Annotated in this window: 13 protein-coding genes and 1 riboswitch; of the genes, 11 read left to right on the plus strand and 2 right to left on the minus strand. The window is 41.2% G+C overall.

Annotated elements, in window-relative coordinates:
• The first annotated feature begins 115 nt into the window (after nucleotides 1-115).
• Nucleotides 116-1,021, plus strand: a complete 906-nt coding sequence (locus ACFSX4_RS08865) for an AEC family transporter (RefSeq protein ID WP_377773730.1) — start codon at nucleotides 116-118, stop codon at nucleotides 1,019-1,021.
• Nucleotides 1,022-1,061: 40 nt separating this feature from the next.
• Here ACFSX4_RS08865 and ACFSX4_RS08870 read toward each other — a convergent pair whose 3' ends face one another.
• Entirely contained in the window at nucleotides 1,062-1,580 is a 519-nt protein-coding gene (locus ACFSX4_RS08870; protein WP_377773732.1) for an acyl-CoA thioesterase, read from the minus strand.
• Between the two features lie 258 nt (nucleotides 1,581-1,838).
• A riboswitch (FMN riboswitch) is annotated at nucleotides 1,839-1,976 on the plus strand.
• A gap of 137 nt (nucleotides 1,977-2,113) precedes the next feature.
• Here ACFSX4_RS08870 and ribD point away from each other — a divergent pair.
• The 10 genes from ribD to ACFSX4_RS08920 all read left to right on the plus strand — a co-directional run bounded on the left by ribD (nucleotide 2,114) and on the right by ACFSX4_RS08920 (nucleotide 12,794).
• Nucleotides 2,114-3,160, plus strand: coding sequence for a bifunctional diaminohydroxyphosphoribosylaminopyrimidine deaminase/5-amino-6-(5-phosphoribosylamino)uracil reductase RibD (gene ribD, locus ACFSX4_RS08875; protein ID WP_377773734.1), 1,047 nt, complete (start codon nucleotides 2,114-2,116; stop codon nucleotides 3,158-3,160).
• Entirely contained in the window at nucleotides 3,145-3,744 is a 600-nt protein-coding gene (locus tag ACFSX4_RS08880) for a riboflavin synthase (RefSeq protein ID WP_377773736.1), read from the plus strand. The genes ribD and ACFSX4_RS08880 overlap by 16 nt, the downstream gene beginning before the upstream one ends.
• Before the next feature lies 1 nt (nucleotide 3,745).
• Nucleotides 3,746-4,924, plus strand: a complete 1,179-nt coding sequence (ribB, locus tag ACFSX4_RS08885; RefSeq protein WP_377773738.1) for a 3,4-dihydroxy-2-butanone-4-phosphate synthase — start codon at nucleotides 3,746-3,748, stop codon at nucleotides 4,922-4,924.
• A complete protein-coding gene (gene ribH, locus ACFSX4_RS08890) occupies nucleotides 4,921-5,385 on the plus strand; it encodes a 6,7-dimethyl-8-ribityllumazine synthase (RefSeq protein ID WP_377773740.1) in 465 nt (154 codons plus the stop codon). The genes ribB and ribH overlap by 4 nt, the downstream gene beginning before the upstream one ends.
• Before the next feature lie 114 nt (nucleotides 5,386-5,499).
• Entirely contained in the window at nucleotides 5,500-6,981 is a 1,482-nt protein-coding gene (locus ACFSX4_RS08895) for an aldehyde dehydrogenase family protein (RefSeq protein WP_377773742.1), read from the plus strand.
• A 193-nt stretch (nucleotides 6,982-7,174) separates the two neighbouring features.
• Nucleotides 7,175-7,912, plus strand: coding sequence for a hypothetical protein (locus ACFSX4_RS08900; RefSeq protein ID WP_377773744.1), 738 nt, complete (start codon nucleotides 7,175-7,177; stop codon nucleotides 7,910-7,912).
• Between the two features lie 198 nt (nucleotides 7,913-8,110).
• Nucleotides 8,111-9,166, plus strand: coding sequence for an ABC transporter substrate-binding protein (locus ACFSX4_RS08905; RefSeq protein WP_377773746.1), 1,056 nt, complete (start codon nucleotides 8,111-8,113; stop codon nucleotides 9,164-9,166).
• A 17-nt stretch (nucleotides 9,167-9,183) separates the two neighbouring features.
• Nucleotides 9,184-10,311, plus strand: coding sequence for an ABC transporter ATP-binding protein (locus tag ACFSX4_RS08910; protein WP_377773748.1), 1,128 nt, complete (start codon nucleotides 9,184-9,186; stop codon nucleotides 10,309-10,311).
• Nucleotides 10,308-11,999 carry an ABC transporter permease gene (locus ACFSX4_RS08915; RefSeq protein ID WP_377773750.1) on the plus strand — a complete coding sequence of 564 codons (1,692 nt, stop codon included), beginning with the start codon at nucleotides 10,308-10,310 and terminating at the stop codon, nucleotides 11,997-11,999. The genes ACFSX4_RS08910 and ACFSX4_RS08915 overlap by 4 nt, the downstream gene beginning before the upstream one ends.
• Before the next feature lie 15 nt (nucleotides 12,000-12,014).
• Nucleotides 12,015-12,794, plus strand: coding sequence for an HAD-IIA family hydrolase (locus ACFSX4_RS08920; RefSeq protein WP_377773752.1), 780 nt, complete (start codon nucleotides 12,015-12,017; stop codon nucleotides 12,792-12,794).
• Here ACFSX4_RS08920 and ACFSX4_RS08925 read toward each other — a convergent pair.
• A complete protein-coding gene (locus ACFSX4_RS08925; protein ID WP_377773754.1) occupies nucleotides 12,789-13,355 on the minus strand; it encodes a glycerol-3-phosphate responsive antiterminator in 567 nt (188 codons plus the stop codon). The genes ACFSX4_RS08920 and ACFSX4_RS08925 overlap by 6 nt on opposite strands.
• Nucleotides 13,356-13,561 lie beyond the last annotated feature (206 nt).

The following is a 13,561-nucleotide window of genomic DNA, read 5'->3' on the forward strand; positions in this document are numbered from 1 at the left end:
AGCCTGTTTTTCTGTTTATCTGAGCAGAAGTATGCCGGGAATATCAGACAGTTGGTGTTTATTCTCAAATGATTTATAATGTGTGATATTAATAAAAAAGAAAAGTGGTAATGAAATGCAGCTTCTGATGATTATTCTTCCTGTCTTTATGATTTTTGCGATTGGTTTTGGTGCGCAGAAATTTCTCCGCATGGATATTAAAGCCATCTCATCAATGTCGTTATACATATTAATCCCGATCCTCACATTTGATACATTTTACCGTAATACACTGACAATGGATTATTTTTATCTGTTCTTATTTTCAATGATTATTACACTTGTTTTAGCGGGAGTCACAGTACTCATCGCGAGAGGTGTGGGGAAAAACAGAGAAGAAACAGCAGCTGTGCTGCTCGGGGCTTTATTTCCGAACAGCGGAAATTACGGGGCGCCGGTGATTCTGTTTGCACTCGGGGCACTTGCTTTTGATTATGCGATTGTACTGATGGTCATTCATGGGTTTATCATAGGGACGATCGGCATTTTAATTGCCTCACTTGGAAACGGTGCTGTGATTCCGATGCGGGAGGCGGTGTTGAATGTACTTAAAACGCCGATTATTTACGGCGCATTTTTAGGTGTGCTGTTTGAACAGCTCGGTATTCCGCTTCATAACGGACTGGTCGAAATCATCCAAATGACCGGTAATGCCGCCATTCCTGTAGTAATGCTGATTTTAGGTATGCAGCTCGCAGAAATTAAAAAAGAGCAGTTTGACACAGGCAGTATCAGTATCGTGATTCTTGTCAGGATGATTATTTCTCCTCTGGCTGCAGCGGTTCTCGTCATGTTTATGCCGGTGGATGAGACGATGAAGATGGTGTTTATTATTCTGAATGCAATGCCTGTTGCAGCAAATTCAACAATGCTCGCAATCCAGTTTAATACCAGTCCGAACCTCGTATCACTGTCAACGTTGATTACAACACTCTTAAGCATTATCACCATTCCGCTTTGTCTGTTATGGGTCGGTATATAACAAAGTCAGGGATGCATTCATTTGAGTGCATCCCTGACTTTTATTTGTGTTCTTTAATTTGGTTTAGAAATGAGACAGTATTTTTACTTTCCGTACGTTTTGACATCCGCTGCTGAACTCTGGTTTCGGCAGTATTAAACAGCCATTCTTCCTCTTCATTTGTCGGATAAACTTTCGGGACGCTTGCTTTTTTACCGTCTTTATCCACCGCAACAAAAGTTAAAAAACTTAAAACCGCAAGTTCCGAAGTCCCGTCGAACGGGTTGTCTACATTGATCTGTACACAGATTTCCATTGATGAAGAACCAACGTAGGACACAAGAGCTTCATAAGTGACAATGTCTCCGGTCCGGATGGGTTTCAGGAAGTCCACCGAGTCGGTTGAAGCGGTGACAACATTGGATTCGCTGTGTCTCATTGCTGTGATGGCGGCAATTTCATCGATATTAGCCATGATATGCCCGCCGAACATCGTATTTAAATGATTTGTGTGCTCAGGGAACACTTGAGTGGCTTTTATAGATTTTGAAGCAGTCATTGATTTACTTTCTTTCGGCATGAAATTTCCCCCATATCTCTTTGGTGATTTTATTATCCCACGTTCGCAAGATTTTTTGTTAAATAAAGACCATCTTCAAAAATTTTTGCTGTGTGCTGTCTGATGCATTCAGAAATACAGGGCCGGTCTAAACATAGTCTTTGGCGTTATTCACAGAGTGACATGTATCTCCTAAAACTGCATCATGAGTTTTATGTATTGCACTTTTCCGAGTGATGTACTATATTTTAATTAGAGTTTTTCAACTGAATATGTAATTATTTCTTTCGGGGCAGGGTGTAATTCCCAACCGGCGGTAATCTTAGGAGAGCCCGCGACCTGTACGGTATATATCGTATGGCTGATTCAGTTAAAGTCTGAAGCCGACAGTAAGAGTCTGGATGGTAGAAAGAATAAGGTACGACACGAAGAATTTTGATATTCTGTGACGTTTATTTGGCGTTGCTTTTAAAAGCAGCGTTTCCTTAGCATACATTTTTTAAGAGCCGATGGATTAATTTTCCACGGCTCTTTTTTGTTCAGGAGGGAAAAACTTGAATCAATATATGAATACAGCGGTTGAACTCGCTGAAATGGTGTCCGGACAGACGGGTGAAAATCCGCCGGTCGGTGCGGTCATTGTCAAAGAAGGCAGGATCATCGGTATGGGTGCACACTTAAAGGCGGGCGGCAGTCACGCTGAAGTGAAAGCACTCAATGACTGTGATGAATCACCGGAGGGTGCGGATATTTTCATATCGCTTGAACCGTGTAATCATCACGGCAGGACGCCGCCCTGTGTTGATGCATTAATCAAAGCAGGCATTAAAAATGTGTACTATGCATTTAAAGATACGACGCTTGACGGCCGGAGCGGTGAGAAATTAAACCGCAGCGGCATCGGTTATCATTATATGCCGCACCCAGGTACTGCTGATTTATACAGACCGTTTTTGATCACAAAAAATAAAAAGCGGCCGTTCGTTACGTTAAAATGTGCGGTCAGTCTGGACGGGAAGCTCGCTGCAGATGACGGTTACAGCGGCTTCGTCTCGAATGATTTGTCGAGGCAGGATGTGCATCAGATTAGGCACCGTCACGACGGTATTTTAATCGGCGGCGGCACACTTTTAAATGACGACCCTGCGCTGACCGTACGTCAGGACTCCGGCAGACAGCCGGTCCCCGTCGTTCTCGCCGGAAATCGTGAGCTGTGTGCTGATATGGCATTGTTCAATCATCCGGTCAGGCCCGTTATCTTCACAACCAATGAGAAAAACCTGCAGTTCAGCAGTACATGTCAAATTCATACCGGCTCTTTTTCAAATGAAGAAATTCTCGAACACTTATTTGAAGCAGGCGTTTCATCGCTGTTGATTGAAGGCGGTACACGGATTTTGACACAATTTTTAAAGAAAGAATTATTTGATGACCTCATAATATATATTGCCCCGAAAATATTTGGTTATTCCAGTTATCAGATTTATAATGAAAAAATTCATGATATGGATTCATTGAAGCTGATGCTGCATGATGTTGAAAAGCTCGATTCTGATATTAAACTCACCTACAGGAGGACAGCTTTATGTTTACAGGATTAATCGAATATACCTCTGAAGTTCGAGCCGTTAAAGATACAGACCATTTAATGACTCTGACCCTTCAAAACCCATTTCAAACACTGTCAACCGGAGACTCGGTTTCAGTAAACGGCACGTGTTTGACAGTGACAGCTGTCACTACAGATGATTTCAAAGTAGAAATTATTAATGAAACAAAACGTATCACGAGTTTATCCGGCTTGAAAGAGACGGATGAAGTGAATCTTGAGCGCGCAATGAAAATGAACGGCAGGCTTGACGGTCACATGGTCTCAGGACATGTGGACGGGACAGGCACAATTGCCGGTATCAAAATAGACGGCGGCGCAGTAGTGGTGAATATAGAGTGTCCGCACCGTTTAATGAAGTACATGTCTCCTAAAGGTTCAGTCACGATTGACGGAATCAGTTTAACTTTATTTGATGTGGAAATTAAACATGACAGATTTACATTGAATATTATTCCGGAAACATTCAGGAATACGGCTGTAAAACACTGGGACACAGGCGGCAGTGTCAATATTGAAGCGGACCTCGTAATGAAGCATATTGACCACCTGATGCACAGCGGAAGGGGGCTTTAAAATGTTTGATACTGTAGAAGATGCCCTTTTGGATTTAAAAGCAGGAAAACTGATTATTGTCACTGATGATGAAGACAGGGAAAATGAAGGCGATCTTGTCGGCATTACAGAGTTTATCGACAGTGATGCAGTCAATTTTATGGCAATCCACGGCAGAGGATTAATATGTACGCCTGTATCTGCAGAAATTGCTGAAACACTCAACTTAACACCGATGGCTGAGGATAATACAGATGATTTTAAAACTGCATTTACTGTGTCAGTCGATCATGTCGACACAACAACCGGCATCAGTGCACACGAACGTTTCATGACAATGAAAGCACTGATGAACGGGACATCAAAGGACAGCGATTTTAACCGGCCGGGTCACGTCTTCCCGCTCACCGCAAAACCCGGCGGTGTATTGGAGCGCGGCGGACATACGGAAGCGGCAGTCACGCTCGCAAAACTGTCAGGTGCAGCGGAATGTGCGGTCATATGCGAAATTATGAATGATGACGGCACAATGGCGAGAGTAGATGATTTAGAAAAATATAAACAGCGGCATGGTCTTAAAATGATTACGATTAAAGACTTAACACATTATGTGAAGCACGCGCTCTCCCGGGGGAGTAAGGTGAATCTTCCGACAGAACACGGGACATTCACAATGTATGATTTTATCACTCATGACGGCATCTCCCACCTGGCACTGGTCCACGGTGATATCACACCCGGGATGAATGTCAGAATTCACTCGGAGTGTCTGACTGGTGATGTTTTCGGGAGTAGAAGGTGTGACTGCGGTGAGCAGCTCGATCGTGCGATGGAAATTATCAGTGAAGAAGACGGTATTATTCTCTATATGCGTCAGGAAGGACGCGGCATCGGGCTGACCAATAAGTTAAAGGCCTATGAACTCATTGAGCAGGGATTTGATACGGTGACGGCGAATGAACATCTCGGCTTTGATGCAGACTTAAGAACGTATGACGATGCTGCCTTCATGCTGAAACAACTCGGCGCCCTTCAGGTGACACTGATGAGCAATAACCCGAGGAAAGCCGACGGGCTCAGAAAAGAAGGAATTAAAGTGCATCAGCGTCCGCATATGATTCAGTCAAACCGGTTTAACAGAGATTACTTAAATACAAAAAAAGAGAAACTCGGGCATTTATTACAGGAGGATATGATATGACACATACAAATACAATGAACGGTGAAAATTTAAAGACGGCGGTTGTTGTTGCAACATTCAATGACTTTATCACATCAAGACTGCTTTCAGGAGCGAGAAGCACTTTATTCAAATATGGTGTAAAAGAAGAGAATGTCACAGTTGTGGAAGTGCCGGGGGCGTTTGAGATACCGCTTGCGGCAAAGACACTTGCTGAAACGGGGGAGTACGACAGTGTCATTACGCTCGGCTGTGTCATCCGCGGGAGTACGACGCATTATGATTATGTCTGCAGCGAGGCGGCAAAGGGAATCAGCCATGCGGGACTTTCCACCGGCGTACCGGTGATATTCGGCGTCATTACGACAGAAACACTTGAACAGGCGGTGGACCGGGCGGGCGGTAAAGTCGGTAATAAAGGAAGTGAAGCGGCAGTTGCGGCGATTGAAATGGCGCATACCATTAAAAGAATACGAAAATAATTTTGTGTGAGCGAAAAATTTTGACTTTAAGACAGGACGTATCATACCCTTGAATTAACAGAATATTTAATCCGGTATTACCCGGGATGTAAATTAATTAAGGAGATGTTGTGAATGTCACGAGATGCATTAAAGCCTGAAGTTAAAGAATTTTTGAATGAAACAGCCGGACTGTATATTAACGGTGAATATGTTCAGTCAGTGTCAGGGAGGACATTTGATGTAGTCAATCCGTCAAATGAGGAAGTCATTACGTCAGTTGCTGAAGGCGGCGCGGAAGATGTGGACAAAGCAGTCAAAGCTGCAAGACAGGCATTTGAAGGTGAATGGACAACAATGGAACCGGCAGACCGTGCGAAGTTAATTTATAAGCTCGCAGATGTGATTGAAGCAAACAGTGAGGCACTTGCGCAGATAGAATCACTGGATAACGGGAAGCCGTATCAACAGGCTCTGGAAGATGATATCGGCGGCACAGTGGAGCAGTTTAGATATTATGCAGGATGGGCGACTAAAATTTTCGGTAAAACAACGAATGTGTCAAACAGTCATGTGACTTATACAGTTCATGAACCGGTCGGTGTTGCGGGGCAGATTATCCCGTGGAATTTCCCGCTTCTGATGGCAGCATGGAAACTTGCCTCTGCGCTTGCGGCAGGATGTACAGTTGTATTGAAGCCGGCATCGGAAACGCCGCTGTCCATGCTGTACGCAGCAAAATTATTTAAAGAAGCAGGATTTCCGGACGGTATCGTCAATATTGTGCCGGGGCCGGGAAGTACGACAGGTGACGCTCTCGTTCAGCACAAAGATGTGAATAAGGTGGCGTTTACCGGCTCTACACGTACTGGTAAGGAAATTATGAAAAAGGCAGCGGATGATGTTAAAACTGTCACACTTGAACTCGGCGGGAAATCACCATCGATTGTCCTTGGTGATGCAGACATTGAAAAATCAATTGACGGTATTTTTGACGGTACAATGTATAATGCCGGTCAGAACTGCAGTGCGACGACCCGGGTTTTTGTGCACCGTTCGATTTATGAAGATGTGATTGAGAAGCTGAAAGAAAAAGCGGAAGCTCTGACACTTGGTGACGGTCTCGACAACAGTACAGATATGGGTCCGATTGTGTCAGAACGTCAGATGCAGACAATTCTCGGCTACATTGAAAAAGGGAAAGAAGAAGGTGCAAGACTCATCACCGGCGGTTCACGTAAAGGAGATAAAGGCTTCTTTATCGAGCCGACCATCTTTGCCGATGTCGAAGATGAAATGACAATTTCAAGAGAAGAAATATTCGGACCTGTGATGTCGGTGTTTGTGTTTGATGAGGTAGAAGAGGTTATCAAGCGTGCCAACGACAGCGACTACGGCCTCGCATCCAGTGTATGGACAGAAAGTATTAAAAAAGGACACTATATCGCGTCTAAACTTGAAGCGGGTACAGTATGGATTAATGATTTCGGACTTGAACTTGAAACCATGCCGTTCGGCGGCTACAAGCAGTCAGGTATCGGCCGTGAAATGGGCGGAGACTATGGTATTTCCAATTATGTTGAAGTGAAAAGTGTGTTTGTAAATATGGAACAGTAAGGTGGAAAAAACTGAATTTAGGATACACTTAAAATAAAAAATGATACAAGGAGGCATGCATGAGGATTGAACTCATGTGTGTCTTTTTATCAGGGAAAGCTCAGCCAATTATGAACACATTGATCAATGGCGACAACAGATGAGATTTTACTGATATAATTAACAGAAGAAAATATATCAGAGGTGTCTTAAAATGGAAGGGATTATGTATGAGCTGGCTGCATTTGCAGGAACCATTATTATTACTTATTTAATCAGTCCGCGCTTCAGCTGGTTCAGCCGCAGCGAAGTCAGCCGGGATGTTAAGCCTGAAAAAATTGAAAGTGAAGATAACGTGAAATCATTTTTCAGGTTTGCAAATAGTGAATCTGGAGGAGACTATAGAATTGTGATTCCACATTCCAATGAAGCAGTCCGTGTGGAGAAGGGAAGGCAGAAAAAATTACGCTTTGAAACAGAAGAAACATTTATCAAGGCGGAACATTCAGAAGCGCTGGGTCAGGCTGCAAAGATTATAGGCTTTATAGAGTGGCGTGAAAATCCGGCGATCCTGGTCCAGATATTCCGGGTGATAACGGGGCTGCTTATACAGCTGACTGTTTTGGCAGCTTTGTTTGCAGGATTTATGATGGTTATGCCGGTTTTCGTTAATGACCTTAGTCAGCGGGAAGTACTCCCAACATTATTTCTACTGTCCTTGGCAGTCGTTTCCGGGAATATTATTTTAACAATTAAAGAATGTTTTGTTTACATCTGGCAGAACCGTTATTCGATGAAAATATTACGTGATTTTGGTGTAGGAGAAACTATTGAAAGGATTGTAACCCGTTACTTATGGAAATCAATGCTGTGTTATATAGGAATTTCAATAATTAAAATTGCTGTCATGATTGGTGTTTTAATTATTTTCGCAGTGTATTTACCGGTGTGAGGTATTAAAATCAAAGGCACTTAATAATTTTACTAATATTCAAAAAATACATTGACTTATGTAAGCGCTTCCTATAGAGTGGATATTAACTTCATAATTTTAAGGTAGAGAATATGAGAACACACCTAAAAAAGAGACCACAGCTGTGGGGGGCTTTTTAGGTGTGTTTTTTTATCCAAAAAAGGGAGGGGAAATTTTATGAAGAAGAATTTTCTATTTACAGCGTTAATGTTTTTGATGCTGGTTGTGCTGACTGCTTGTGCAGATGAAGGCGGAGAAGGCGGTGTGGCAACAAATAATGATGACGGTGGAGATGGTGAAGGCGGTTCAATTACTGTATATTCTCCGGAAACACCTGAGTTCACGCAGGAGCTTGCTAATAAATTCGAAGAACTTCACGGTATTAATGTGAATGTTCACTATGCCGGTACAAATGTACTGGTGAACCAAATGATGGCTGAACAAGGCAATCCCCAGGCAGATGTCTGGTATGGCGGGGGAGGTATTCTTCCTTTTGAAGCTGCTGTTGAGCAGGGACTTCTTGAACAATATACTCCTGAAGCAGCTGAAGATTGGGAAGTAGTACAGGATGGTATTAAATATAAACATGAAGATGGATATTACACGGGCGTTGAACTCTTTGTTCTCGGCTTTGCATATAATCCGGATAACTTTTCAGAAGATGAAGTTCCGAATTCATGGGATGAATTGTTAGATCCTGAATGGGAAAACGGACTTCAGTTTCCAAACCCTGCAGCATCCGGGACTGCTACTTTAATGGTCATGGATCAGATGATGAGACAAGGGGAAGATTCAGCATGGGAGTATTTTGACACATTGGTTGAACATGCAAACTCTATTCCGGACTCAGGATCTTCACCAACATCAGCAGTGTCTCTCGGGGAAACAGATATTGGTATAGGTTTTGACTTTATGGCATATGAGCAGCAGTCCAATGGTGAAAGTGTAGACTTTATTATTCCGGATTTAACACCAGTTATAGCTAACCCTGCGGCATTAGTGGCAGACAGTCCGAATCCGGACGGTGGTAAATTATTTATCGATTTCATGTTAAGTGATGAAGCACAGCAGATTATTGCAGATTGGCAGCACCTTCCAATCAGTGAAAATGTAGAGTCACAGACGCCACTTGATTTAGAGACCGCAAAAGAACATGCAGTGGAGCTGGATATTGACTGGGTGAATGAAAATTATGACAGAGTACGTGATGAGTGGAGAAACAGATATCAGTAATTTTAGGGGGAGAACCGATGGGATCTGTCAAAATTAAAAATGTTGAAAAAAAGTTTGGTGATTTTACTGCTTTAAAAGATATAAACCTGGAAATCCAGGAAGGCGAATTTTTCGCCCTTCTGGGTCCTTCCGGATGTGGTAAGACAACCACGATGAGATGTATTGCAGGGTTTGAAGACCCGACTTCGGGAAGCATTTTGATTGGTGACAAAGAAGTGAAGAATGTCCCTGCCAATAAAAGAAATTGTGGAATGGTCTTTCAAAGTTATGCGCTGTTTCCTCATATGACAGTGTACGACAATGTAGCATACAGTTTGAATATTAAAGATTTGAATAATACTAATTTCTTTATGCATCTGCCTATTTATCTGAGAATGATGTCCCGCAGATTTGGAAAAGGACCAAAAAGAATCCAGACAAAAGTAAAAGAAATACTGGACTATGTAGAGCTGGGGCATCTTGCTGAGAGACTAACCAGTGAGTTATCCGGCGGACAGCAGCAGAGGGTAGCACTTGCGCGTGCTTTAATTATGGAGCCTGCAGTCCTTCTTATGGATGAACCGTTATCAAATCTGGATCAAAAGCTCAGACATACAATGAGAAATACTATCAGAAGAATTCAGCAGGAAATGGGAATCACAACGATTTTTGTTACTCATGATCAGGAAGAAGCGATGAGCATGGCAGATCGTATTGCTGTTTTGAATAATGGTGAAATCGTTCAATTAGGTACACCGACTGAATTGTACAGTAATCCATCAACACCATTTATTGCTGATTTTGTAGGAACATCAAATATTTTAAACGGCAGTAAAAGTGATGGAGATTCTCAAAGTGTGACTTTAGAGAGCGGATTGTCGTTAAAAACGAACCATACAAGTGACAATAAAGATGTGAAAGTAGTTATTCGTCCGGAGCACATTAATATGTATGTTGAAGAGAATATCAATGAAGAGGAGGGATATAATTATGTCGCTGGGGTTGTGGAAATAAGTACATATCTCGGACCAAGTGTCCGATATGAAATTCAAGCGCAGGGAACTCAATTTATTGTGGATCATACTTACTCGGCAGGTGAGAAAGTATATGATCCTGGAACGCCGGTGAAATTATCAATCCCTTTTGAAAGGGTGCTTCTGCTATGAGAGATAAAATAAATGGATTGTTAATTGTGAAGATACTGATCTATGTTTTTTTTGGACTCTTTCTGATTCTGCCTCTTTTATCAGTATTCTTAATCAGTTTTACAGGTGTCCCTGTAAATATAATAGGTTCTTTTATCAGTCTTGAGACATTTAGAACAAGCATATCCATCATTGCTGAATCATCTCTTGAAAATTACAGCAGGATGTTATCAGGCGGCTACTTCTCTTCTTTGAGAAACAGTTTATTGATGTCCCTGCTTGTAATGGTACTGGTTACTTTAATGTGCATACCTCTTGCATATGCAATAGCGAGAACTACCATGCCGTTTAAAAAAATTATTTCTGCATTATGTATTATTCCTTTAATAGTGCCTACATTCATTTCTGCATATGCGTTTATTATTATGTTCGGACGTTCAGGATGGGTGACGCAAATCTATCATATGCTTGGTGGCGAAGGAATGCTTCTTAATCCATATTCTTTTACCGGCATAGTGATTGTACAGATATTTTTCTTTTTCCCATATGCATTGTGGCCATTGGTAGCGGCATTTAAAATTAGTGATGCAACACTGGAAGAGTCTTCACAGAATATGGGCGCGAAAAACTGGTTTACATTTATTTTTGTAACATTCCCTCTCGCAATTCCGGGAATGTTGTCGAGTGCATTATTGATTTTTACCGTCAGTTTCTCAGATTTTGGAACTCCAATTATATTGGCACCCTCCAATCTGAACTTAATCGTAGTTGAGGCCTACAGGGAAATCTCAGGGTTCTTTAACTGGGGCGGAGCGGCAATCCTAACTGTGGTTATGATTATCGTTGCTGCATTATTCCTATGGCTGCAGCACTTGCTGGTTAAGGGGAAAAATTATGGGTCCATTTCCGGTAAACCTAAACAGCCCAAACTAAACGACAATAAGCTTGCAAACACAGTATTATTCATTTTCTCATTAGTAGTAGTCCTTGTACCTGTTCTAGCAATTGGGACAGTGTTTATGCAGTCGATAGCTACAACATGGGGCTCCGATTTACTTCCTGCCGGATATACTCTGGATAACTACAGATCAGTATTCACTTCGTCACTGGGAAGTATACAGAATAGTATTATTCTTGCACTCGGTGCATTAATCTTGAGCGTTATTATTTCAACATTTATCTCATACTTTGTAGTCAGACAAAATTCTTCAAAATTAGATTTTATGACGTCAATACCATTAGTAGTACCTGGTATTGCATACGGGGTAGCTTTAATTCAAACGTTTAATGTTGCACCGTTACAGCTTACTGGAACCGCAATCCTGTTAATTATTGCATACACTATCAGAAGGCTTCCTTACATGATTAGATCAACTATGGGGTCGATGCGTGCGATTAAGCAGGATATCGAAGAAGCGGCTATAAATCTTGGAGCCACGCCGTTAACAGCTGCTATTACAATTATTGCACCGCTGATGCTTCCGGGGATTGCGGCTGGATCTGTACTGGTTTTTATAACTGTTATCAAAGAGACAAGTATTTCAATTCTATTGGCGCCGGCACAATGGGCACCTATGAGTTTAGCGATTTTCCAAAATATTATGAGAGCTGAGTATTATACTGCAGCGGCGATGTCTATCATTTTAATAGCGATTGTTCTTTTATTACAAGGTGTTGCCAGAATGATCGGTTCGAAAAAATTATTATAATACCGAGGTGCATCTATGAATACAAAAGGATATATTTTTGATTTGGATGGAACAATATATTTAGGTGATCAATTGATAGAGGGTGCGGATGCAGCGATTCAGCAACTTAAAACGAAGGGACATAAGGTCGCTTTTTTAACAAACAAATCTATTTCAAAGCGTTCAGAATACCAGTCTAAATTGAAAAAGATGAATATAGATGTGGAGATTGGTGAGGTAATTACTTCAAGCTATATCGCAGGTTTGTATTTAAAAAAGAATTTAAGTGAGAATGGGAAGGTACTTGTGATTGGAGAGCATACACTAGTTGAAGAGATAGAGGATGCAGAAGTTCCAATCACAGAACATTTTTATGAGGCTGAATATGTTTTAATTGGATGGGACAGAGATTTTAATTATTCCAAAATTAATACTGCCTTCCAGGCATGGAAGGCAGGTGCAGTATTAATTGCAACAAATCCTGATAAAACCTGTCCGATTCAGGAAGGGGAAATACCGGACTGCGCAGCTATGATTGGTGCAATAGAGAGTGTAATTGATGAAAAGATTAAAGTTATCGGGAAGCCTTCTCAAATAATGTTGAATTATGTTATCGATAAGGTGCTTGATCTGCCGGAAGAGAACTGCTATATGATAGGTGATCGGTTGGAAACAGACGTAAGAATGGCTAATGAAACAGCTGCAGTGAGTTCTGTGCTGGTTATGACTGGAATAACAGACAGCAGCATTCTCGAGAATAGTAAAGATAAGCCAAAGTATATTCTTGAAAGTGTGAAATCAATCGATACTTTATAGTCCGAGCTGCCATACTTTAGAATTTGTAGAAGATACAGCAAGCGCACCTGAAGCAAGGATATTATGAACTTCTTCCGGTGTGTTGATTAAGCCTCCGGCAATTATCGGGAAAGATATCTTTCTGGTTAATTGATCAAGAATTTCAGGAATAATTCCCGGCATTATTTCAAGGGCATCAGGTTTAGATGAACGTGCCATTGAAATTGCTTTTTCCAGCGCGTTTGTATCAAATAGGAATACTCTTTGTATAGTTGAAAGATCAAATTCTTTGGCATATTTTAAAACATTAGGCTTAGTGGAAATAATACCTGTAGGCTTCACGACTTTTGAAATATACTCTACGGCAGCTCGTGAACTTGAGAGGCCGTCTATGAGATCAAAATGTATAAACGTTCTTTTATTATAAGTGTTTTCGAGTTCATCAACATCATTAATAATTGTCATTAAATTCCCTTTTAAAAGAAATACTATATCACAGCTGCTCTCCTTGGCAGGATTATAATGTTCATCTTTTTGAACTGCTGCAATAACTTGAGAGTTGACCATATCAACAATATCCATGAGTTATCCTCCTTTTATGAATGTAACTAAATTATATCACAGTAGTATAATTATAGAATTATCAGAATTTAGAAATTGTATTAATATATAAGAAAAGGGATGAAAACTCATCCCTTTTTTCAATGTTTAAGTATTTGAATTTCATATTAATTTATTGTCCCTCTGGATATTGAGTTCCCCTGATGACAGCATGCTTAATATTTTAT

The sequence above is a fragment of the Corticicoccus populi genome (assembly GCF_042686195.1).
GTDB classification, from domain to species: domain Bacteria; phylum Bacillota; class Bacilli; order Staphylococcales; family Salinicoccaceae; genus Corticicoccus; species Corticicoccus populi.

Bases quoted from the DNA above. Each gene is read 5' to 3' on its own strand.
- ACFSX4_RS08865 (WP_377773730.1), top strand. From the start codon at position 116: ATGCAGCTTCTGATGATTATTCTTCCTGTCTTTATGATTTTTGCGATT.
- ACFSX4_RS08870 (WP_377773732.1), bottom strand. From the start codon at position 1,580: ATGCCGAAAGAAAGTAAATCAATGACTGCTTCAAAATCTATAAAAGCC.
- ACFSX4_RS08880 (WP_377773736.1), top strand. From the start codon at position 3,145: ATGTTTACAGGATTAATCGAATATACCTCTGAAGTTCGAGCCGTTAAA.
- ribB (WP_377773738.1), top strand. From the start codon at position 3,746: ATGTTTGATACTGTAGAAGATGCCCTTTTGGATTTAAAAGCAGGAAAA.
- ribH (WP_377773740.1), top strand. From the start codon at position 4,921: ATGACACATACAAATACAATGAACGGTGAAAATTTAAAGACGGCGGTT.
- ACFSX4_RS08895 (WP_377773742.1), top strand. From the start codon at position 5,500: ATGTCACGAGATGCATTAAAGCCTGAAGTTAAAGAATTTTTGAATGAA.
- ACFSX4_RS08900 (WP_377773744.1), top strand. From the start codon at position 7,175: ATGGAAGGGATTATGTATGAGCTGGCTGCATTTGCAGGAACCATTATT.
- ACFSX4_RS08905 (WP_377773746.1), top strand. From the start codon at position 8,111: ATGAAGAAGAATTTTCTATTTACAGCGTTAATGTTTTTGATGCTGGTT.
- ACFSX4_RS08910 (WP_377773748.1), top strand. From the start codon at position 9,184: ATGGGATCTGTCAAAATTAAAAATGTTGAAAAAAAGTTTGGTGATTTT.
- ACFSX4_RS08915 (WP_377773750.1), top strand. From the start codon at position 10,308: ATGAGAGATAAAATAAATGGATTGTTAATTGTGAAGATACTGATCTAT.
- ACFSX4_RS08920 (WP_377773752.1), top strand. From the start codon at position 12,015: ATGAATACAAAAGGATATATTTTTGATTTGGATGGAACAATATATTTA.
- ACFSX4_RS08925 (WP_377773754.1), bottom strand. From the start codon at position 13,355: ATGGATATTGTTGATATGGTCAACTCTCAAGTTATTGCAGCAGTTCAA.